Raw genomic sequence first — 22,522 nt, forward strand, 5'->3', positions numbered from 1 at the left:
GTCGTGACCGGTGCCACGGTCACCCTGATGGTTCCCTGCGCATTCTTGGTCACAGGAGGAGAAGCGATGTTCATTCCTGCGCGCAAAGCGCGCGGTCCCGCCGAGGCGTGCACGAGAATGCCGCGACTGCTGTCCATCGCGACGGTCGGCGCCGTCTCCCTGGGTGCCGCGTTCGGCCTGACGCCGGCGGCGTCCGCCGATCCGCCGCCCGCCCAGCGGGTGAGCGTGGCGGTCGACATCATCGGCGACTCGTACACGGCCGGCGAGGGGGTCCGCGACACCTACCTCGATCCGGCCGACCCGCGCCACCGATCCCTTGCGGCACCGGCGTTGCAGGCGCTGTCCCGGCTGCAGAGCGACAACGCCGGGCTGCTGGTGGACGCGAACGTCGTCGCGGCTTCCGGCGCGCAGACCACGGACTTCTTCGAAGCGCAGAAGGGACCGGGCAACACCGTCGTCAACCCGCCGCAGCGCGACCAGATCCGTCCCGGCGCCCAGCTCGTCATCGTGGGCTTCGGCGGCGACGACGCGCACCTGGCCACCGTGCTCGCCGACGTCCAGCGCGCCGCGAACGGACTGAACGTCGCACTGGACAAGCAGATCAGGGACCTCGGCTCGCTCCTGGACTGGACCTCGACGGACCAGGAGTACCTCGCCCAGGCCACATCTTCGGCGCCCGGCCGGGCGCCGACACTGGTCGCACGGATACTGCAGGTGATGACCGGAATTCGCAGCCGGGCACCGCACGCCACGATCGTGCTCACGAACTACCCGCTGGCCACGGACCCACGGAACACGCACGCCACGAGCGTGGCCGGCGAAAGCGACCTGACCAGCGTCCGGAAGTTCGGCTACGACCTGAACAAGGCGATCGAGCGGGCCGCGCAGATCTGCCACTGCGCGTCCCTGGTCGACCTCTCCGCGGCAGTCGCCGGCCACGAGGCCTACACCGCCGACTCGGCGTTCAACGAGCAGTCCGGCCCGCAGTCGTCCCAGGAGCAGTTCCGGCCCAACCAGAAGGGCGCGTCCCTGATCGCCGACCCGATCGCCGCCGGCCTCGCGCGACTGCTCTGGATCACCCCACCGAAGCCCGGCGACGGGAAGCTGACCGTCCCGTCGAACATCGCTGTCCACAATGGAGCGTCCGACCGGGACGGCGACCGGGTTCCCGACTCCAGGGACCAGCGGCCCGACGACCCGGCCCGCTCTGTGGACGCCCCCAAACCCAAGCCCGGCACCAGGCACGATGCGCCCTCGCCGCACAAGGCGTCGAACGCGAGGCCCTCGAACGTCGGCCACCATCCGGTGAAGGGCGTGCTGCCGGGGCAAGGTCGCGACCAGCACGCACAGGGCGCTGCCCCGGTCTCGACCCACCAACAGGCGGACTCCGATCGACGACCTGCGGACCCCGGGGTGACGGAACACCCCGCGGCGCCCGCTCCGACGGCCTCGGAGCACGGCAACGGCTCGGTGGCGCCCCGTCGCGAATTCTTCGCGTACAGAACCAAGAAGCCGCGACCGGGCGACACGACTCCGGCCGCCTTCACCCTGACCGCGGTGCCGCCGAAACGGGAGAACCACGTGACACCGCCGGTGCCGGACGAGCGGGTCACCGGTGCGGAGACCTCCGAACGGAAACCGGATCCGGCCGACGCCGGCACCCGGATGACACCGGAGCTTTCCGGTGCCGCCCAGGACACTCCACGACTTCACGGCCTGCTCGTCCGGCAACGCGCGGCCGCGGAATCACCCGAGCCGAAGGGATGACCCCATGAACGACCGCCCTACCAGGAGCCTGGTGAAGGCCATGAACGGCGCCCTCAAGGAATGGTTCCACGCGCTTCGGGGACTCCACCGCGGCCGTATCCGCCGCGGTGCCGCCGCGGCGGCCGCCGTGACCCTGGCCGCGGGAATGACCGCCGCACCGGCCCACGCCGCGCTCCCGGATCCATCCTCCGGCAACCAGCCACAGGCGGGCCCCCAGCGAGAAGGTGTTCAGGTCGCGCAAAGCGGGGGATTCGCGCGCCCGGTTCCCCGACCGGGCCCGGCGCCGATACCTCCGGAGCAGCAGTCGCCGTTCGACCCCGCACAGCCGGCGCGGCCCGGTCGTGTCCGTGCACCGGAAGTCGGGCCGCCGCCACCCGAAGGGCTGATCCAGCTCACCCCAGGAGCGGAAGAACTGCTCCGGGCCGCGGAGGACGTCAACAACTACAAGGAATTCACTCAGGAGCAGCAGGACGCCGCGCTGGCGCTGGCGAGGCTCCGGCAGCAGCTGATGGACCGGCCGATCGTCCGGTCCTTCCCGGAGGCGGAGTTCTTCGAGTCGGTCCCGCCGGGTCCCCGGAACGAGGGGCCGTCGCTTCTCCCCAGTGAGCAACGGCAGGCGACCAACAGGCAGCTCGCGAAGGACGGCGTCACCGAACCGGTGGGCTACCTGAACCCGTACGACACGTGGCGGGCCATCGGTCCGGCCAAGGAAGCCGCGGACCGGCTCGCGGGGGACCGGCAGTGGCTGGGGGACCAGTTGCGGGCGAGCCGGCTTCCTGCGGATACACGGAACAAGTACCAGGTCGCGCTGAACGACGTCCTGTCCAGGATCAACCAAGCCGAGACCCAGGACGAGCGGAATGCCCTGATCGACCAGTTCAACTCGCTGAAGGACGATTTCAACCGCGCGGAGCTGACCTACCGCGACGACAACGACCTCTTCGGAGAGGAGGGCCGGCAGGTTCCGCGAAACCTCGACCCCGGGCTGCCCGAGCCGGCTCCCGAGAACCTCCGGGAGGCCAGGGCCGCACTGGAGGCGAGGGAGCAGCAGGAGGCGCTGGCTGCGGCGCGGGAGAACGCGTTGGCGCCGGGTGTGATGGATGGTGGTGGGGTGAACACGGGGGCTCCGGATACCGATCCGGGGCCGGTTGGTGGTGACCCGGCCAAGGCGTTGGCTGCGGCGCGGGAGAACGCGTTGGCGCCGGGTGTGATGGACGGTGGTGGGGTGAACACGGGGGCTCCGGACACCGATCCGGGGCCGGTTGGCGGCAATGGCCAGGATGACCCGACAGGTGCCGTCAACCAGGGCCCGGTCACGGAGACCGAGCCCAACCAGGCCGACGACACACCCGGGGACGACAGCCAGACCGATCCCGGCGTCGAGAGCACGTCGAGTGTCGACAACCAGAACGGTACGGACACCAGTCCGGACACCGACCCCGGCGCATCGAAGTCCTCGTCCGAGAGTGAAAGCTCCGTCGACTCCGACGCCGGAGGGACCGGAACCGCAGCCGAAGGCTCCGACTCCGCCGGCGATGATTCCGCCGGCGGTGGCGACTCCGGCGACTCCGGCAGCGATGGTGGTGGCAGCACCGGTTACGGCGGCAGCGACTCCAGCAGCGACGGCTCGTCCTCGTCCGGGGGCGAGGGTGGCTCGTCCTCGTCCGGAGGTGACGGCGGCAGCTCCGGCGGTGGCGAGTAGGTAGCGCTCGAGGATCGGCGTGGCCGCGCCGTGCCGACAAGGCTTGGCGCGGTCACTGTCGACGGATTGTGGACAGGTCATGTCACGGTGGGCTTCCTGTTCCGGGAGGGAACGGCTGGGGTGTGGCGTGGCCGGGTGGAAAGAACCGGCGTTGCCGGGATCGGCTCACGCTCCCCGGTCACTTCGGCCGGTGTTCCGGTCGATCGACATCGGCGGCAGCCGGTTGGGAGTCCGAGAATGAGAGCGCTACGAAGGAGATCGCGCGGCCTGCGTGTGGTCGTGAGTCTGGCGGTAGCCGCGGGAACGTGTGCGGGGCTGCAGGTCGCGACCGCCGCGCCCGCAGCAGCGGTGGGTACGGTGCAGGTGATCGTGGGGCCGCTGTCGGTGAGCAACTCGCAGTCGCCGAAGTTCGCGCCGTCGGCGGTGTGTCCGGCCGATACCAAGGTTCTCGGTGGGGGTGGCTGGGCGCAGGTGCAGGCAAGGACTCCGGAGTCGGAGCGGGTGGTGTTGTCCGAGATGCGGCCGGCGCCCTCGACGACCGGTGGCCGGGACAGCTACGAGGCGGGCGCGTTCGAACTGTCGCCGGGAACGACCGCCGACTGGTCGGTGCAGGCGTTCGCGATCTGCGCGCCACCGATCGCGGGGATGCACCTGGTGGTGGGCCGGTCGATCTCGTCGGACCCGACGCAGATCGCCAGGGCGGACTGCGGGTCGAACAACGAGGCGGTGCTCGGCCTCGGGTCGCAGATCCTGGGGGCCGACGGGCAGGCCACGCTGGTCTACGAGTTCGTCGAGACCTTCCGGGTGGCACAGGCGAAGGCGCTGGAAGACGCCGACGGGTTCAACGGCATCTGGGAGCTCGACGTGTTCGCGGTCTGTGCTCCCTTCCCCGGTAATTACGGGACCAGTTTCGGGATTTCGTCGCCCCCGACGCCGAACTCCAATCCGGTGCAGGTCGCGTTTTCCCGCTGTGGCAACGGGACCGGCAGCAAGACGCTGGGTATCGGTGCCGCGATCAACAGTCCGCTGCCCGGCACCGGCCTGCAGGTGGTGTTCCCGGGCAGCCAGCTGGAGTCGGCGGCGGTCGAGGCGACGCCGACCACCGCCAACTGGGGACCGACGGTGGTGCAAGGTATCTGCGGCGACTGATCCTTGGACCCGGATGAGTGGGCCGGCGTCACTTCGGCGCCGGCCGCTCGGACGCGTTCCTACTGCCACCAAGGACGATGGCGCTGGGCCGCCACCACGCCGGCCGGCTCGACGAGTTCGGCGAGCCGGGCGGAGATGTGCTTGATGTGCTCGTGGACCCACAGCGCGCAGGCGAGGTCCTGCACCGAGGCGCCCGGCTGCTGGAGGAGGTCCGGGAAGGCGGGCGGGGCGAGCATGGGGACGTCGCCGTGGTCGGTGCGGTCCAGGCGGGATGCCAGATGGTCGTACCAGGCGGCGAGCTGGCCCGCCTGGTCCCCGAGGAGCCGGCGGAACGGGTCCGGCTCGACGTGGGGGTTCGGGAGCCCGGCCAGTGAGTGCGCCGTGAGCCGCGAGCGGATGGTCCCCATGACCAGCCGCCACAGGTCGGGCTTGGGGACGTGCTTGGTGCCCTGCTCGCTGAGGAACCCGCGGAGTGCGTCGTCGAGGCGTATGCCGGCCGCGCTCGCCGCCTCGGGGGCGGGCGGGTCGTGCCGGAGGCCGAGCGCCCAGTTCGCGGCCGCCGACAGGTACGCGCCGCCGGCGCGGAACGCGTCGGCGAGGTCGTCGGCGACCACGGCCCTGGCGCCGCGGGGCCAGAACAGCGCGCCCACCACCAGGCACACCGCGCAGCCGATCGCGACGTCCTCGATCCGGACGACACCGATCTGCCAGCCGGCCGGCGCGAGCAGGTTGAACAGCACTGAGACCGTCACGGTGAAGGCCGCCTGGCCGGCGGTGAAGGGCAGCGCGCCCGGCGCGTAGCCGGCGACCAGCACCGCGATCGGGAGGGCGATCCACAGTGCGGGCGCGCTGGTGCCGATGACCAGCAGCAGCAACGCACCGACGACGACGCCGAGCGCGGTGCCGATCAACGCCCGCAGCGCGGTCGACCCGGTCGCCGCGGCGTTGCCGCGCAGGACGGACAACGTGCCCAGCACCACCCAGAACCCGTGCTCGACCCCGCTCGCCCCGGCGACGACGACCGCCGCGGTCAGGGCCACCGCGCCGCGGAGGCTGTTGACGAACCACACCGACCGCAGGCTCGTGTGCGGAGAAGCGATCCGGGCCAGCGAGGGCATGGAGAGCCCGCCGGGAAAGCGCGTTCGACGGGCACCGGGCACCGCGGCGCGGGCTTCGGTCACCGCCTCACGGACGGCGAAAGCGCCGGTGCGGGCGTGGAAGGAAAGGTGCACCGCGTCGACGTAGCCGGGATCGCCGGATCCCAACGCGCGCAGCCGTTCCACGCTCGCCTGGATCCGGCGGTCCAGTTCGCCGGCGTCGAAGGAGCCGGGCTGCCCGGCCATGAGCCGGGAAACCTCGCGCAGGCCGGCACTGGTCTCGGTGAGGAGCTCCCGTTCGACCTCGGGTGCTCCGCTCAGGTCCGGGTACTCACTCATGGTGTCGGCGATGACCGAAGCACACCATTCGAGCAGGCCCACCAGGGTGTCGAGGGCCTGGTCTTCGGCGGCCAGCCCGGTCGGGCGGTAGGGCGTCGCGGTGAATTCGTCGATCAGGTGGTGCTTGGCTTCGACCGCCGCCTCGTGTGCCGTGTCCGCGCCGGCGTCGCCGCGCAGTGCCGCGTCCAGGTGGTCGGCCCGCGCGGCGGCCGCCCGCGACGCCGCGTCCCGCAGGGCCGTGGCGGGGGACCGGGGCGACAGCAGCAGGACGGCGGCCGTGCCGACCACCGAGGCCAGCCACCAGCCGCCGAGGCGGGCCGGCACCATGCTCATCGTGCCGGGGGAGGCGGCCGGGAGGACGTAGGCGAGCAGCGCGGCGACGCCCCCGGCGGCCGCGTTCGGTCCCGCCACCCCGCCGAAGAGCACCAGGAAGGTGACGACGAGCGTGACGACCGCCGCCAGTGGCAGCGACGCGCTGGCGGCGGTGCCGATGACCAGCAGGACGCTGCCCACGACAGCAAGTCCGAAGTGGGCGCGCAGCTTGTCCCGCCGACCACCGCCGAACGACGCCATGACCAACGTGGCGAACCCGCCGAAGGCGGCGAACGTCGCCACCTGCAGGTCGCCGATCACCGTGACGCTGAACGCGAAGAGGACGGGGACCACCAGGGTGGCGCGGACGGCGCGCAGGGCGGCGGTCGGCGACCACCGCGGCATCCAGTCCCGGGGCGCCGCCCGGCGGGTCTTCAGAGCGGGGGAGTCGATCGCCACCCGCCGAGCATAGACGGCGACGACGTCGCGAACGGTATGGAGAACACCCGGTGGTAGGGCGGGGAGATGACGCTCTTGCCTTGGGGGACGTCGCGGACGCGGGCGATCTCCGCGTTCACCTTGCCGCCGGGCAGCACGCCGCCGATGCCGGGTTTCGCCCCCTGGGACAGCTTCAGCGACACGCGCCTTCCGCGAAGCCGGTGGCGGGGACAAGCCGGTGCAGGCTGGGATGAGGGTGACGACGCTGCTGCTCCGCCGCGCGAAGCTCATCCCGCGGCGCTGACGAGCCCGGTCCGGTAGGCCAGCACCACGGCTTGGACCCGGTCCCGTAGATCCAGTTTGGTGAGGATCCGCGAGACGTAGGTCTTCACCGTCTCCACGCCCAGCACCAGCTCGGCCGCGATCTCGGCGTTCGACAGGCCGCCGGCGATCAGTTTCAGCACCTCCAGCTCCCGTGGCGCGAGCCGGTCGAGAGGACCACCGGCGGGCGCCGCCGGCTGGAGCCGGTCGGCGTAGCGGCCGATCAGCGTCCGGGTCACGGCGGGGGAGAGCAGCGACTCGCCGCGCGCGACCGTGCGCACGCCCGCGGCGAGCTCGTCCAGCGGCGCGTCCTTGAGCAGGAACCCGCTCGCCCCGGCCCGCAGCGCGTCGTAGACGTACTGGCCGACGTTGAACGTCGTGACCACCAGGACCTTCGCCGGTGTCGCCGCGCCGGGGCCGGCGACCCGGCGGGTCACCTCGATCCCGTCCAGCAACGGCATCTGGATGTCCATCACGACGACGTCCGGGCGTAGCCGGCCGATTTCGGTGAGCGCCTCGCGGCCGTTCGTGGCCTGGCCCACCACTTCCATGTCCTGCTGGGCGCCGAGCACGGCCACGTACCCCGCGCGGATGAGCTGCTGGTCCTCGCAGATCAGCACCCGGATCGGGCCGTCGGTCATCGGTCGCTCCTCGGCCGAGCCGCGGCAGCGGGGACTTCGGCCGTGGGGAACTCGGCGCTGACGCGGAACCCGTCCGCCGACGGTCCGGCGGTGAACCGGCCGCCGAGTGCGTCGACCCGGTCGCGCAGCCCGGTCAGCCCGCGTCCGCCGGAGCCGAGAGCGCCGGGCGCGGTCGCCGGCCCTTCGGTGGTCACCTCGATTTCGAGGAGCTCCGTGCCGTAGCCGACGCGCACCGTCGCGGGGTGGCCGGCGGCGTACTTGGCCGCGTTGGTCAGCGCTTCCTGCACGATCCGGTACGCGGTGAGCTCGGTTTCGGGTGGCAACGCCGGGCGTTCGCCTTCTTCGACCAGCTCGACGGCCCGGCCCGGCTGCTCGACGAGGCCGCGCAGTGCGCTCAGACCCGGCGTGCGCGCGCCGGTCGCTTCGAGGACGCCGAGCAGGAACCGCAGTTCGGTGAGGGCGTCGCGACCCGAGCCGGTGATGGCGGCGAGCACCTCGGGAACGCGGTCGGACGGGAGGTACTGGGCGGCGTCGGCCTGGACCACCATGGCTGTCACGTGGTGGGTGACGACATCGTGCAGCTCGCGGGCGAGCCGCGCCCGCTCGTCCGCCGCCGCGGCCCGGGCGGTGAGCCGCCGCCGCTCGGCCTCTTGACGCCGTCGTTGCCGCACCAGGGCGCCCAGCATCCAGAACAGGACCAGGACCGCGTAGTAGAGGACGAAGACCAGCGGGCCCGATGGGGATCCGCGCAACGTGACCAGAACCGAGAAGGCCACGTACTCCGCTGATACCACCGCGGGCAGCGCCCGGCGGAACCGCTCCTCGCGCGCTCCGGCCGAATAGAGCGCGAAGTACAGCGCGAGACTGCCGATCGTCGGGGCGTACGCGAGTACCTCGTGCGCCGCGAAACAGGTCGCGATGACCGCCAGGGTCGCCGCCGGCCACCGGCTGCGCGCCGCCAGCGGGAGCGTCTGCCCGAGTACCAGCAGGACCGCGAGCACACCGCCGTCGTGCCTCGGCAGGTCACCGAACCGGGCCCCGATCATGTCGAGTCCCGGCACGAACGCGGCGACGGTGACGGCCGCCGCGAGTGCCCCGTCGCGGGCCTTCGCGGTGACGCCCGCCCATCGGTCCCGGAGACGTCGCAGCTTCGGCATGGCGGGGAGCCTAGCGAGACCGGGCTGGTCCTGGGCGCCCCGGCGGAAACAAGAGTGCGGGCGGCCTTCCGACGAAGAAGGCCGCCCGCACCGATCCGGTCAACCGCGGTCAGTGCTTTGTGACATCGGTGCAGTCGATGTCCTTTTCCGGCAGCCGGCCGGATTCCAGGAAACCGGCGGTCGCGTTGTCGGCGCACGCCGAGCCTTCGTGGTAGACGTAGTGCCCGCCGTTGTCGACGCCGACGAAGGCGGCGCGGTTGCCCAGCACGTGGCGCAGCCCGATGCCGGCGTCCCACGGTGTGGCGTGGTCGCGGCGGTTCTGCAGGATCAGCGTGTTGCGTGCGCCCTGATCGGTTACGGTGACGGGCTTTTCGATCGGCTGCGGCCAGAACGCGCACGGCCAGATGTTCGCCGGCATGCCGGCGGTCAGGGGCCAGGCCTTGCGGTCGGCGGCGCTTCGGCGAGCGTAGTCGTCGGTGGTGCGGGACCACTCGGCGTCACCGCAGGTGAGGGCCAGGAACATGGTCGCCTGGTTGTCCGCGGGAACGCCCGGGGTGGCCGGCGTATCGGCGAACACCTGCTGCAGCACCTTGCCGTCGGCGTCGGTGACGTGACCGTCGGCCAGGTCGGCCGCGGCCTTCCAGACCTGCGCGAGCACCGGCAGCGTGTTGTTGTGGATGAGCAGCGCGTAGGTGACGCCGCGCAGCATCGCCCCGCTCAACGCCTGTGGGGAGCCAGGGACCGGCGCCGGCCGGTGGTCGAGCCGGTCGGCGAGCGCGAGGTAGGTCCGGGTGACCGCGTCGGGAGTGGCGCCGAGTCCGAGGACGGCGTCCTGCCCGGCGGCGACGGCGGCCGCGTCGGGGAAGCGTTCGGCCATGCCCTTGCTCCAGCGCTCGGCTTCCCCGGCCCAGACGTGCGCGGGGTCGACGTTGCCTTCGAGGATCATGTGGTCGGTCCGGTCGGGGTACAGCGAGCTGTAGACGGTCCCGAGGTAGGTGCCGTAGGACTGGCCCCAGTAGGAGATCTTCGCCTCGCCGAGTGCTTCGCGGATGCGGTCGAGGTCGCGAGCCGTGTTGGCGGTGGTGAAGTACCGCAGGTTCTCCCCGGCCTTGGCGGCACACTGCTGGGCGGTGGCGCGGGCGGCTTGGACGTTCGAGTCGATCGAGCCGTCGGCGGCGGGATAGGGGAAGAGCCCGGCCACGCTCGGATTCGGGAGGCCGCAGCTCTGCGGGGTGCTGGTGCCGACGCCGCGCGGGTCGAAGCCGATCAGGTCGTAGCCGTCCAGGACGGACTTCGGCAGCGACGGCGCCATCGCACTGGGCGTGTCGAGACCGGCCAGCGCCGGGCCGCCGGGGTTCAGCAGCAGGACACCGTGACGCTTCGTGGTGTCGGTGCCGGCCAGCCGGGAGACGGCGACCTCGATCGACGTTCCGCCGGTGTGGCCGTAGTCGAGCGGGACCTTCACCTTCGCGCAGGTGAGCCGGGGATCCCGCGGCGTGCCCGGCGCCGCGGCCGGGCACGGTCCCCAGGCGAGGGCCGCGGCCGCCGGGGCGTCTTCGCCGTCCGCGCCGTCGCAGGCGGTCACCCCGAGAACGGTCAGCGTGGTGACCGCCAGAGCCGTGGCGAATCGGTGACCGGGTAACCCGGACCTGCCTGTGGTGATCATTCGTGCTTGCCCTCCGTTTTCCGGCGCCGGCGGCCTTTCCGGTCCGCCGGCCGCATCGACGGCGCCGAAGGTATCGGGAGCAGGACCGCGGAAAAGTCACCCTGGAGTGAGCAGATCCGGTAGCTCGCCCGAGGGACAACCGCCCGTGCGGAGCAGCGCCGGTGCATCCCACCGGTGAGGGCGAGCTGTACTTGAGTTGGGGACCGTCCACACGACCGCGGCAGCGGCCTGAGAAACAGTCAACCCGGTGTCAACCGAAGTCTGGGCAGCCCCGTGGTGGCACGGACACGATGATGTCGCCGTTGTCGTCGACGTGTGTGGGGTACGTGCGGAGCGCCGGCTGGCCGGTGGTCGAGCAGCCCGTCGCGAGGTCGAAGGTGTGGTTGTGCAGTGGGCAGATGACGACGGTGTCGTCGATCAGGCCGTCGGCCAGGGGCCCGCCCGCGTGGGGGCAGGTGGCCTGGACGGAGTGGATCCGGCCGTCCCGCAGCCGGAACACGGCGATCTGCTGACCGGCGACGACGTGCGCGCGGCCTTCGCCCACCGGGATGTCGTCCGCCCGGGCCACCGGGTGCTCCGCGCTCATCGCACCGGCACCTGGGGCAGGACGATCAGCGGGAGCGCGGTGCGGAACTGACCGGGGGTGACGGGTTCCTCCCCTTCCCGCCAGGGATCCCGGTAGGCCGCCACGGAGGCCTGTACCGCCGCGTCCAGCCGGGCGGCGATGCCTTCGCTGTCCGACACCACGACGGCGCGGACGCGGTCGATGCCGATGCGGGGGACGAAGGCGTAGGTCCGCTCCAGCCACCGGGCGTTTTCCCGGTAGTACTGCAGGAACCGCCCGGTGATGGCCATGACCTCGGCCGGACTGTCCACTGTGGTCAGAAGGTCGCCCTTGCGGACGTGCGCGCCCGCCGCGCCGCCGACGTAGATCTCCCAGCGTCCGCCCTCGACGGCGACCACGCCCAGGTCCTTGACCAGTGCCTCCGAGCAGTTGCGTGGACAGCCGGCGACGGCCAGCTTCAGCTTGCCCGGGCTCTCCAGACCCTTGAAGCGTTCCTCGATGGCGATCCCCAGCGCGGTGGAGTCACCGAGACCGTACCGGCAGAAGTCGGAGCCGACACAGGTCTTCACGGTGCGGAAGCTCTTGCCGTAGGCGTGGCCGGACGGCATGCCGAGCTCGGCCCACACCCGGGGCAGGTCCTCCTTGCGCACGCCGAGCAGGTCGATGCGCTGTCCACCGGTGACCTTCACCAGCGGCACGTCGTAGCGCTCGGCGACCTCGGCGATCCGGCGCAGCTCCGCCGGGGTGGTCACCCCGCCCTTCATCTGCGGGACGACGGAGAACGTGCCGTCCTTCTGGATGTTCGCGTGCACCCGGTCGTTGACGAAGCGGGCGTCCCGCTCGTCGACGAACTCCGCGCCCCACATCATGCGCAGCAACGAGGTCAGCGGCATCTTGCTCGCGGCGTCCGGCCGCCCGTCGCGGGCGAGTCCGGCGAAGACCGCGGAGACCGACCGCAGCCCCCGCGACCGGATCTCGGCCATGAGTTCCGGCTTGTCCATCGGGATGCACGGCACGTACCAGTTCGCCGCGGGATCCTCCTCGATCTTCCCGCCCGCGGCCCATTCGACGATGTCGGCGACCAGGCCCTTGCACGAGCCGCAGCCCTTTCCCGCCCGGGTCGTGTTCATGACCCCGGACAGCGTGCGTTCCCCCGCCTGCACGCGGGTGACGAGATCGGCCTTGCTCACTCCGTTGCAGTTGCAGACCTGGGCGTCGTCGGCCAGTTCGGCCGCGCCGACCGACGGAGCCGGTGTGCCGATGTCGAACAGGAGCTGGATGCGTTCCGCCGGCAGGGGCAGCCCGCGGTCGAAGGCCTGCATGAGGAAGGCGACCTTGCTCACGTCACCCATCAGGGTCGCCCCGACGAGCCGGTCGTCGCGGATGATCACGGTCTTGTATACGCCGTGCCTCGGCTCGGAGAACTGCACGAACTCGTCGTCCTCCCGCTCCGGCTGCTTGAGACCCATGGTCGCCACGTCGATCCCGGCGACCTTGAGCTTCGTCGCCGTCCGTGAGCCGTGGTAGGCCGAGTGCGGGTTGTGGCCGGTGACGTGCTCGGCGAGCACCACGGCCTGCTCCCACAGCGGCGCGACCAGGCCGTAGACCTCGCCGCGGTGTTGCGTGCACTCCCCGACCGCGTAGATGTCGTCGTCGTCGACCGAGCGCAGCTGGTCGTCGACGACGATTCCCCGTTCCACCGTGAGCCCGGAGACGACGGCGAGTCCGACGTTGGGGCGGATTCCCGCGGTGACGACGACCATGTCGCAGTCGATCGTGGACCCGTCGGCGAAGGCCACTCCCGTCACGATGTCATCGTGCCGGATGGCGGTCAGCCGCACTCCGGTGTGGACGGTGATGCCGAGCTTGTCCACCGAGCGGCGGAGCACGTATCCGGCCTGGGTGTCGAGTTGCTGGTTCATCAGCAGCGGGGCCGACTGGACGACGTGCACCTCGAGTCCGTTCGCGCGCAGGCCGTGTGCTGCCTCCAGGCCGAGCAGACCGCCGCCGATCACCACGGCTCGCCGGTGCTCGCGGGCATGGCGAACCATCGCGGCGCAGTCGTCGAGTGTGCGGAAGCCGAACACCCCTGGCGTGAGTGTCTTGTCGTCGCGCCACATGCCCTCGACGGGCGGGTAGAACGGCCGGCTTCCGGTCGCGATGACCAGCTTGTCGTACGGCGTGATCGAGCCGTCGTCGGCGAGGACCAGCTTGGCGAACCGGTCGATCCGCACGACGCGGACCCCGGCGTGCAACGTGATCCCGTTGTCCCGGTACCACTGCACGGGATTGAGGTAGATCTCCGCCGCGTCGTCGGTGCCGGCGAGCAGGCCGGACAGCAGGATGCGGTTGTAGTTGCCGTACGGTTCGTCCCCGAACATGGTGATCGAGAACATCCGGTCACCGCCGCGGTTGAGGATCTCCTCCACCGCCCTGGCGCCGGCCATGCCGTTGCCCACGACCACCAGCCGCTGCGTGTGTGTCACGGCTTCCTCCTCAGATCTCGACCATGCCGAAATCGACGACCAGTGTTCCGGACAGACCTTCGGGCGCGGCCACCTGGAGCTCGACCCGGGTGTCGCTGAGCAGATCCTCGACGACCCGCAGCGCGACGTGCGTGGACTCCCTTGCCCCGATGGGGAAGTAGCGCATGGGCTGCCCGTCGCGCATGAGCACCACGCACACCAGCTCGCCGGTGCTGTTCCCGCCCCGGAAGTACAGCGGCTGCGCGGTGTTCCCGAGCGGGACCACGTAGGTCAGCGCCGGATCCAGCAGGAACGGTTTCTCCAGCCCCTGACCCTCGAAGGCGTAGACACCCTGCAGGAAACGTGGCGTGGTTTGCACTTGGCGTGCTCCTCTCAGTCGATTCGGGACACCGAGACCGCGCAGGCCTTGAACTCCGGCATTCGTGAGTGCCGGTCGAGCACGGGGTTGGTCAGTGCGTTGGCACCCGCCCAGTGGAACGGCACGAAAACGGTGTCCGGCCGGATGTTTTCGGTGATCCGCGCCCGGAACACCGCCGAGCCGCGGCGGGTGCGCAGCCGCACCAGCTCGTTCCGGGTGACGCCGAGCCGGTGCGCGATGGCCGGGTGCAGCTCCACGTAGGGGTCCGGTTCGATCGCCATCAGCGCGGGCACCCGCCGGGTTTGCGTGCCCGACTGGTAGTGCCTGATCGACCGGCCGGTGGTCAGCCGGTAGGGGAACTCCTTGTCGGGCACTTCCCCCGGCTCCTGGTGCTCGACCGGGTGGAAGCGGGCCAGGCCGTCCGGTGTCGCGAACCGCTCGGTGAACAGCCGAGGCGTCCCCGGATGGTCCTGCGCCGGGCACGGCCAGAAGACGCCCTGTTCGGCGTCGATGCGCTCGTAGGTGATGCCGGCGTAGTCCGCGGGACCGCCGGCGCTGGCCCGGCGCAGCTCGTCGAAGACCGTGCGTGGATCGTCGGCGAAGTACCGGCCACGGCCGAGCCGGTCGGCGAGGGCACGCAGGATCTCCAGATCGGTCCACACTCCTTCCGGTGGCGGCAACGCGCGACGCCGCCGCAGCACCCGGCCCTCGAAGTTGGTGACCGTGCCGTCCTCCTCGGCCCACTGCGCGGTCGGCAGCACCACGTCGGCGCGTGCCGCGGTCTCGGACAGGAAGAAGTCGGACACGACGAGAAAGTCCAGTGCCCCCAGGCGATCTCCGACGTGGTCGCTGCGCGGTGCGGACACGACGATGTTGGACGCCATGACCAGCAGCACCCGCACGTCCACGCCGAGCCGGTCGAGCATCTCGTACGCCGAGCGACCGGGCCGGGGCAGTTCGCCGGGGTCGACACCCCACACCGCGGCCACGTGGGCGCGCGCGGCCGGGTCGTCGAGGCCGCGGTACCCGGGCAGCTGGTCGGCCTTCTGCCCGTGCTCGCGGCCACCTTGGCCGTTGCCCTGACCGGTGACCGTGGCGTACCCGGAGTGCGGACGGCCGGGCAGACCGAGGGCCAGTGCGAGGTTGACGAACGCGAGCACGGTGTCGGTGCCGTTGCTGTGCTGCTCGGCGCCGCGGGCGGTCAGCACCATCGCCGAGGACGCCTCGCCCAGCAACCGCACCGCCTCCCGCATCGCGGCGGTCGGCACCCCGGTGATGCGCTCCACCCGGTCCGGCCAGTACGCCCGCACCGCCCTGCGGACCGCGTCGAAGCCGGCGGTGCGCGCCGCGACGTACTCCTCGTCGACGAAGCCCTCCCGGATGGCCAGGTGCAGCAGCCCGTTGGCCAGCGCGAGATCGGTGCCCGGCACCGGTTGCAGGTGCAGTGCGGAACCGAGGGCGGTCGGCGTGGCCCGCGGATCGACGACGATGTGGCGGGCGCCGGCCGCGCGCCCCTCGTCGAACCACTGCATGACCGGTGGCATGGTCTCGGCCGGGTTGCTCCCCACGAGCAGGATCACCTCGGCCTTGGCGATGTCCTGCACCGGGAACGGCATGCCGCGATCGATCCCGAACGCCTTGTTGGCGGCTGCGGCCGCCGAGGACATGCAGAACCGCCCGTTGTAGTCGATCGACGCCGTCCGCAACGCCACCCGGGCGAACTTGCCGAGCTGGTAGGCCTTCTCGTTGGTCAGACCGCCGCCGCCGAAGCACCCCACGCTGTCCGGGCCGTGCCGCAGCTGACTGCGCCGCACCGCGACCACGATGCGGTCCAGTGCGTCGTCCCAGGATGCCGGCCGCAGCGGGGCATCCCGGTGCGACCGCACCAGCGGCTCCGTGATCCGTTCGGGGTGGTCGAGCAGTTCCGCGGCACGCCAGCCTTTCCCGCACAGCCCGCCCCGGTTCGTGGGGAAGTCCTCCCACGGGGTGAGCACCGCAGGACGGTCGCCGGCCACCACCCGGATCCCGCACTGAAGCGAGCAGTACGGGCAGTGCGTCGCGGTGGGAACCGGCCGGCTCATACCGACAGCCTCCGTGGCCCACGTTGCTGAACCGTGGCAGCCACGTTACGAAGCCCGCAAATGCCCTTCACCGTGGATTTCGAGGAAGTCTGTGCTCCGGGTCATGGCACCCGGCTCGGCCGGCACGTCGCGGAAACGCGCCGCCCGACGATCACCCGCGCCGGTTCGCCTCGCTCCCGTGCGGTGGGTTACGGCTTCTTCCCGACTTCGACGAGGACCTGCGATCGCCAAGGTTTCGTGCGGTACTCCTCGGGCAGCACGCTGGGATCAGGGATGCGCCAGTGGGAGGTCCAGTCGGGTTCCTCGACGACCTCGAAGTCTCCGAGGAATCCCCTGATCCGCTCGCGCGAGCGGAAGTGCGCCGCGGTGGTGGTTTTGGTGTACGCCTGAACGGTCTCCCGCCACCTGGCGAGGACTTCCTTGTCGTCCTCGTCGGGATTTGCGGGCTCTTCGAAGGTGATGTGGGAGATCGCCAGCAGCGAGCCGCGCGGGAGAACATCGCGGTAGAAGGCAAGGGCGGCTTCGGGATTGGCCTCGTCCGGGATGAAGTGCACCAACGCCATGAGCATGAGGCAGATCGGCCGGTCCGGCTGGATGATCTCCTTCGCCATGATCTGGTCCCACAGCTGTTCGGTTTCGAGGAAGTTGGCGTACACCGCGTGGTGCCGGCTCGGGTCGGCGCTCTGGGAAAGCAGGATTTCGGAGTGGGCGACGGCGATTTGCTCGTTGTCGACGTAGGCCACGGCACACTGCCCGGGTGCGATCTCGTCCGAGACCTCGTGCACGCTGCCTTCCGTGGGCAGGCCGGAGCCGATGTCGACGAACTGGGTGATCCCGTGCTCGCGGTTGGCGTACTCGACGACCCGCCCCACCGCACCCCGGTTGGACCGGAGGATGTGCAGGTAGTCGGGGTTGGCGGCGACCTGTTTCTCCACAAAATTCTTGTCCACGGCGTAGTAGTGCTCCCCGCCCAGGGCGCAGCTGTAGACGCGGGCGGGACTGGGTTTCTCGCCGACGTCGGTTCGGCCGGTGACCTGGGCGAGTCGTTCGCGCGAGATAGGCTCTGACACGGTGTTTTCCTTGCTGGAGGACGAACTCCGGGCTTCCCGGTCCCTCCTCGCAAGACCGGACGCTCGATCGATCATGGATTCGTGAAGTCTACCGAGGTGCCTTGCGGCGTAGCCATCCGCGCGGGCACGTCACGCGGCAGCCGGTGAAGGCGATGGACGCGTAAGCGTCTGTGCCCGCACGACCATGGTCGTGTTAGCGTTCGGGCCATGGGCTCGAGCGACGCCGGTGAAGTGGTCCGCAGCCGACGTGAGCGTCCGGCAAAACCGGCGTTGACCAGGCAGGGAATCATCGCCGCCGCGCTCGCGATCCTGAATGAGGAGGGGTTGAGCAAGGTGACGATGCGGCGCATCGCCGCCGCGCTCGACACGGGGCATGCGTCGCTGTACGTGTACGTTCGCGACGTCGAGGATCTGCACGCGCAGATCCTCGATGCCCTGCTCGCTCCGGTCGTCGACGCGGCGCCGGTCGCCGGGACGTGGCGGAGCCGGTTGAAGGCGCTGATGGACGGCTACGGCCAGGTTCTCGTGGCGCGGCCGGAGATCGCCCGGATGGCTTTGTCGACCCAGCCGAGCGGCCCGAACTACCTGGCGTTGGTCGAGGCGATCCTGGCGCTGCTGCACGAGGGCGGCGCAACCGATCGGGCGGCGGCCTGGGGTGTCGACCTGCTCCTGCTGTTCCCGACCGCGAGCGCTGTCGAACGTACCGCGCCGAAGCCGTCGAAACACGCGACTGGTGACCTCGCGGCCATGGCCGCCGCCATCGCGGCGGCGGATCCCGGCCGTTCACCCCACATCGTCCGGCTCGGCGACGAGCTCATCTCCGGCGACGGCCGGTCCCGCTTCGGCTGGGCCGTCGACGTTCTGCTCGACGGCATCCTTGCCGCCGGCTCCCGCGCGCGAACCGGACAGTCACGGTAATCGCTTCGTCCCGCCGGTAGCGGTCGTCGCGTATCAGACGACCTCGGGGCGGTCGCGTAGGTCGGCGGAGGATTTCTCCCCTGCCGTGTCCGGGCGGGGACCCGAATCGCGGCGGTGGCCAAGTCTGTCCTTCGTCGGCTGTGCCGGCATGTCACGCTACGACCATGGTCGTCACGACCATGGTCGTGTACCGTAGGCGGTGAACCCGCCCATCGAGCCAGGGGGCAAATCGACCATGTCACGACGGACCATCGCCATCGTCGGAGCGGGATTGGCCGGCCTGGTCTGCGCTCGCATCCTGCAGGTGAACGGGATTCCGGTCACCGTGTACGAAAAGGACGACTCTCCGACCGCCCGCCGGCAGGGCGGCTCACTTGACATCCACACCGACGCCGGCCAGGTCGCGCTCAAAGAAGCCAACCTGTACGAGGAGTTCCTGACGAGAACGCACCCGGAGGGCGAGTCGATCCGGGTGCTGGACAAGAACGCGAAGGTGTACATCGATCGGAAGGAACCGAAAGGGGGTAATGGCAGGCCGGAGATCGATCGGAAGGTGCTGCGCCGGCTCTTCGTCGACTCACTCGAAGCCGGCACGATCGCCTGGGGTCGCAAGGTTGTCGCGGCTCGCCCTGCCGGGGGAGGACACGAGCTCGAGTTTTCCGACGGCGGAATCGTGCGCGCGGACCTGGTGGTCGGCGCCGATGGGGCGTGGTCGAAGGTGCGATCGTTGCTGACCACCGTCACGCCGGAATACGTCGGGATCACCTTGGTTGAATTGCACCTGTCCGATGCGGCTGCAAAACATCCTGATGCGCTTGCGGTCACGGGTCCGGGAATGCTTTTCGCGCTTTCTGACAACAAGTACATAGGCGGTCACGGCGGCGAGCACATCCAGCTCGGCTGCGCCATCCGCGTACCCGAGGACTGGGCCACCGCCGGCGGCACCGACTGGGACGAACCCGCCGTCGCCCGGGCGGCTCTGCTGCGGGAGTTTCGTGATTGGGCACCCACGCTGACGAATCTGATCCGCGACAGCGACGACACGTTCTGGGTGCGCCCGCTCTACGCGCTGCCGACCGGTCACACGTGGAAGCGCGTGCCCGGTGTGACGCTCATCGGCGACGCCGCGCACTTGATGTCACCATTCGCCGGTGAGGGTGCCAATATGGCGATGATCGACGGTGCCGACCTCGCTCGCGCGATCATCGAGGAACCTGACCTCGGCTCCGCCTTGGCTGCTTACGAAAAGAAGATGTTTCCCCGTGGCGCGAAGGCGGCTGCGTCCTCGCAGAAGGGTCTGGACACCATGTTCGTCGATGGGCCGCCGCGAAAGCTCGTGGCGTTCTTTCGTGGCATGATCGTTTTTTCCCGTGTGATCCGGCCGTTCGAGCGCTTCTTCGCCGGAGGGAAGGCATCGTGAGTTTGCGTTGGCTCGAGTAGTGTCGAATACCGGCTGACGGATCATGTCGTCGCACGCTCGTGCTACGTCGAGGCCCCGGAATGGTCACCTCGTCGACCTGTTGGCCGATCGTCAGTAACACCGGCGCGACCACCTCCACCGCGTTCATCGAGGCGCTCGGACGCCGCTGTTCCTCTCCGAACACACCGAGCTGCCGGCACTCAAGACGACTCTGCCGGCCGGACCGACCGGGCCGTCGATCGTCCGTGTCCCACGGGAACTCCCTCCGTCGCGTTTCGTGGCTGAACCGAGGAAACCAGCGCGCCCCGGGCACCGGTGGGCCAGAGCGCGCACTCCGGGAGACGTGCGCCGACGGGCCGGGGCGGCAGCATCGGGACGTGCCGGCGGGTAGCGCCGTACGTCGGATCCGGCACTGCACAGCGACGAGAGGTCCGCGATGGAGAGAACGAAGTTCCAGCTCGACGAGTCCCAGATTCCGAGCACCTGGTACAACATCGCCGCCGACCTGCCCGGCGCGCCGATGGCACCCGCGCTCAACCCCGCGACCGGGAAACCGCTGACTCGCGACGAAATGGGCGCGACGATGCCGGAGCCCATCATCGACCAGGAGCTGAGCACCGAACGGGACATCGAGATCCCCGAGGCGGTGCGGCAGCTCTACACGCAGTGGCGGCCCAGCCCGCTCTACCGCGCGCGGCGGCTCGAGCAGGCCCTCGGCACCCCGGCTCGCATCTACTACAAGTACGAGGGTGTCGCGCCGTCCGGGAGCCACAAGCCGAACACCGGGATCCCGCAGGCCTACTACAACAAGCAAGCCGGCAAGACCGGCCTGATCACCGAGACCGGCGCCGGGCAGTGGGGCAGCGCGACCGCCCTGTCGGCCGCGCTCTTCGGGCTGACCGCCAAGGTGTTCATGGTCAAGGTGAGTTTCCAGCAGAAGCCCTACCGCCGGGCCCTGATGGAGTCATACGGCGCGACCTGCATCCCCAGCCCGAGCCCGGAAACCGCGGTGGGCCGGGCGATCCTGGCCAAGAACCCCGACTCTCCCGGCAGCCTCGGCATCGCCACCTCGGAAGCACTCGAGACCGCGGCCACCGACCCGTCGCTCGGCTACGTGCTCGGCAGCGCCGCGAACCACGTGCTGCTGCACCAGACCGTCATCGGGCAGGAAGCCCTGCTGCAGATGGAACTCGCCGGGGACTACCCGGACGTCATCGTCGGCTGCTCCGGTGGTGGCAGCAACCTCGCCGGGCTGACGTTCCCGTTCATCGGCGCGCAGTTGCGCGGTGGGCCGGCCGTACGCGTGCTGGCCGTCGAGCCGGCCGCCTGCCCCACACTGACCCGCGGGACGATCGCTTACGACTACGCCGACACCGGACGGCTCGGGCCGCTGTTCCGGATGCACACGCTGGGCCACGAGTTCATGCCGCCGCCCGTGCACGCCGGCGGCCTGCGCGCGCACGGCATCGGCCCGCTGGTCAGCCGTGCGGTCGAGGACAAGCTGATCGAGCCGATCGCGGTCGGGCAGACCGGGTGCTTCGAGGCGGGCGTGCAGTTCGCCCGCACCGAAGGGATCCTGCCCGCGCCGGAGTCGACACACGCGATCCGCAGTGCCATCGACGAGGCTCTGCGCTGCCGGGCCGAAGGCGTCGGCCGGACCATCCTTTTCGGACTGTCCGGGCACGGGCACTTCGACCTCGTCGCCTACGACAAGTACTTCGCCGGCACGCTCGAGGACGACGTCGTCAACGAGGAGCAGCTCGACATCGCCGCCGCGTCGATCCCGAAGCCGGCCGGAGCCACGTCGTGAGAGTGGCGGTCGTCGACGCCGACGGCATAGCGGCGCACCTGCCGGCGGCGCTGGCCGCGCACGGCCTGGAAACGGTGCGTGTCCGGTCCGAGTCGCCGGACGTGCACCTGACCGGGTCCGCGGCGGCCGACGTCCGGCACCGCGGCGACGTCGCCGTGACCGCGGACGCGTTGCGGCGCCGCGACGTCGGGTTCGTGCTCGCCGGGACCGAGTCCGGCGTGCTGCTCGCCGACGAGCTGTCGGCGGCGCTGGGCACGCCGGGCAACGGGATGACCCGGCCACGGGCACGGCGGGACAAGTTCGAGATGGTGACAGCGGTGCGCGAGGCCGGCCTGGCCACCGCCGCGTCGTTCGCTTCGCCGTCCGCGGACGAGGTCGTCGCGTGGGCGGTCGCGCTGGGCACCTGGCCTGTCGTGCTGAAGCCGCCGGCCAGCGCGGGCAGCGACAACGTCCGGATCTGCGGATCGGTGGACGAGGTGCGCGCCGGGCACGCCGCGATCCTGGCCGCCACCACGCGCTACGGCTCACGCAACGAAACCGTGCTGGCGCAGGAGTACCTGCACGGCGACGAGTACTTCGTGAACACGGTGAGCCGGGACGGGGCACACCACGTCGTCGAGGTGTGGCGCTACCACAAGCGCGCTCTCGACGGCGGCCATTGGATGTACGACTACGAGCAGCCGGTGCCGCTGGACGAGCCGCGCCTGTCGGACCTGGCCGGCTACACGCTGGACGTCCTGAACGCGCTCGAACTCCGCAACGGCGCCGGGCACACCGAGGTGATGCTCACCGCGGCCGGCCCGGTGCTCGTCGAGTCCGGGGCGCGGATGGGCGGATCGCACCAGCCGTCGGTGGTGTCGCGGTGCATCGGGACCAACCAGGTCGAGTGCCTGGCGCTGGCGGTCGCGCGGCCCGAAGAGGTCACCGAACGGCGGCTGCCGACCTACCGGCCCCGGTCGTTCCTCCGCTACGTCACGTTGATCAGCCCCGGCGACGGCGTGGTGCCGGACGAAGCCGGGTTCGCCGTGGTGCGGGCGCTGCCGTCGTTCGTGGATCTGGTGCTGACCACGCCGGCCGGGCGACCGGTCGGGCGGACGGTCGACCTCGCCACGTCGGTGGGCTACGTCTACTTGGATTCGGCCGACCCGGAGCAGGTGGAGTCGGACTACAAGCAGCTGCGCGAGTACGAACTGAACGGGCTCTACACAGATGAGGCGGTGTGACC

The 22,522-nt window shown here is 70.7% G+C and carries 17 protein-coding genes; 7 read left to right on the plus strand and 10 right to left on the minus strand.

Annotated features, from left to right (window positions below):
• Positions 1–66 precede the first annotated feature (66 nt).
• From A3CE_RS0143450 to A3CE_RS57015, 3 genes are all read left to right on the plus strand, one after another.
• Entirely contained in the window at positions 67–1,767 is a 1,701-nt protein-coding gene (locus A3CE_RS0143450; protein ID WP_169524055.1) for a GDSL-type esterase/lipase family protein, read from the plus strand.
• Positions 1,768–1,771: 4 nt separating this feature from the next.
• Positions 1,772–3,469: a hypothetical protein gene (locus A3CE_RS0143455; RefSeq protein WP_125591356.1), complete on the plus strand. Its 1,698-nt coding sequence runs from the start codon at positions 1,772–1,774 to the stop codon at positions 3,467–3,469.
• A 279-nt stretch (positions 3,470–3,748) separates the two neighbouring features.
• On the plus strand, positions 3,749–4,618 hold the full coding sequence (locus A3CE_RS57015; RefSeq protein WP_125591357.1) for a hypothetical protein: 870 nt from the start codon (positions 3,749–3,751) through the stop codon (positions 4,616–4,618).
• Between the two features lie 59 nt (positions 4,619–4,677).
• Here the strand turns inward: A3CE_RS57015 and A3CE_RS0143465 are convergent, their stop codons facing one another.
• The 10 genes from A3CE_RS0143465 to A3CE_RS0143510 all read right to left on the minus strand — a co-directional run bounded on the left by A3CE_RS0143465 (position 4,678) and on the right by A3CE_RS0143510 (position 17,149).
• Positions 4,678–6,825 (minus strand): FUSC family protein, encoded by a 2,148-nt coding sequence (locus A3CE_RS0143465; protein ID WP_020646395.1) that lies wholly within the window; start codon positions 6,823–6,825, stop codon positions 4,678–4,680.
• On the minus strand, positions 6,801–7,007 hold the full coding sequence (locus A3CE_RS52605; protein ID WP_020646396.1) for a glutamate synthase-related protein: 207 nt from the start codon (positions 7,005–7,007) through the stop codon (positions 6,801–6,803). The genes A3CE_RS0143465 and A3CE_RS52605 overlap by 25 nt, the downstream gene beginning before the upstream one ends.
• An 84-nt stretch (positions 7,008–7,091) precedes the next feature.
• Positions 7,092–7,766: a response regulator gene (locus A3CE_RS0143475; RefSeq protein ID WP_020646397.1), complete on the minus strand. Its 675-nt coding sequence runs from the start codon at positions 7,764–7,766 to the stop codon at positions 7,092–7,094.
• Positions 7,763–8,923: a sensor histidine kinase gene (locus A3CE_RS52610; RefSeq protein WP_020646398.1), complete on the minus strand. Its 1,161-nt coding sequence runs from the start codon at positions 8,921–8,923 to the stop codon at positions 7,763–7,765. Before A3CE_RS52610 ends, A3CE_RS0143475 begins: the two co-directional genes overlap by 4 nt.
• A gap of 109 nt (positions 8,924–9,032) precedes the next feature.
• Complete coding sequence (locus A3CE_RS0143485) at positions 9,033–10,508, minus strand: alpha/beta fold hydrolase (protein ID WP_245589690.1); 1,476 nt, start codon at positions 10,506–10,508, stop codon at positions 9,033–9,035.
• 331 nt (positions 10,509–10,839) lie between these two features.
• A complete protein-coding gene (locus tag A3CE_RS0143490; protein WP_020646400.1) occupies positions 10,840–11,175 on the minus strand; it encodes a Rieske (2Fe-2S) protein in 336 nt (111 codons plus the stop codon).
• The gene (gene nirB / locus A3CE_RS0143495) at positions 11,172–13,640 is read right to left on the minus strand and encodes a nitrite reductase large subunit NirB (RefSeq protein ID WP_020646401.1); all 2,469 of its coding nucleotides are present in this window, start codon (positions 13,638–13,640) and stop codon (positions 11,172–11,174) included. Before nirB ends, A3CE_RS0143490 begins: the two co-directional genes overlap by 4 nt.
• 10 nt (positions 13,641–13,650) lie before the next feature.
• Positions 13,651–13,998 (minus strand): hypothetical protein, encoded by a 348-nt coding sequence (locus A3CE_RS58155; protein ID WP_020646402.1) that lies wholly within the window; start codon positions 13,996–13,998, stop codon positions 13,651–13,653.
• 14 nt (positions 13,999–14,012) lie between these two features.
• Positions 14,013–16,079, minus strand: coding sequence for a molybdopterin oxidoreductase family protein (locus tag A3CE_RS0143505; RefSeq protein WP_020646403.1), 2,067 nt, complete (start codon positions 16,077–16,079; stop codon positions 14,013–14,015).
• Between the two features lie 188 nt (positions 16,080–16,267).
• Positions 16,268–17,149: an SAM-dependent methyltransferase gene (locus A3CE_RS0143510; RefSeq protein WP_020646404.1), complete on the minus strand. Its 882-nt coding sequence runs from the start codon at positions 17,147–17,149 to the stop codon at positions 16,268–16,270.
• A 207-nt stretch (positions 17,150–17,356) separates the two neighbouring features.
• Here A3CE_RS0143510 and A3CE_RS0143515 point away from each other — a divergent pair, with 207 nt between their 5' ends.
• From A3CE_RS0143515 to A3CE_RS0143530, 4 genes are all read left to right on the plus strand, one after another.
• Complete coding sequence (locus A3CE_RS0143515) at positions 17,357–18,067, plus strand: TetR/AcrR family transcriptional regulator (protein ID WP_020646405.1); 711 nt, start codon at positions 17,357–17,359, stop codon at positions 18,065–18,067.
• A 199-nt stretch (positions 18,068–18,266) separates the two neighbouring features.
• A complete protein-coding gene (locus A3CE_RS52615) occupies positions 18,267–19,487 on the plus strand; it encodes an FAD-dependent oxidoreductase (protein WP_245589691.1) in 1,221 nt (406 codons plus the stop codon).
• Between the two features lie 436 nt (positions 19,488–19,923).
• Entirely contained in the window at positions 19,924–21,297 is a 1,374-nt protein-coding gene (locus A3CE_RS0143525; RefSeq protein WP_020646407.1) for a TrpB-like pyridoxal phosphate-dependent enzyme, read from the plus strand.
• The gene (locus A3CE_RS0143530) at positions 21,294–22,520 is read left to right on the plus strand and encodes an ATP-grasp domain-containing protein (protein WP_026469423.1); all 1,227 of its coding nucleotides are present in this window, start codon (positions 21,294–21,296) and stop codon (positions 22,518–22,520) included. Before A3CE_RS0143525 ends, A3CE_RS0143530 begins: the two co-directional genes overlap by 4 nt.
• The last annotated feature ends 2 nt before the right edge of the window (positions 22,521–22,522 follow it).

It is taken from the genome of Amycolatopsis balhimycina FH 1894, from assembly GCF_000384295.1.
In the GTDB taxonomy this organism is placed as follows: Bacteria; Actinomycetota; Actinomycetes; order Mycobacteriales; family Pseudonocardiaceae; genus Amycolatopsis; species Amycolatopsis balhimycina.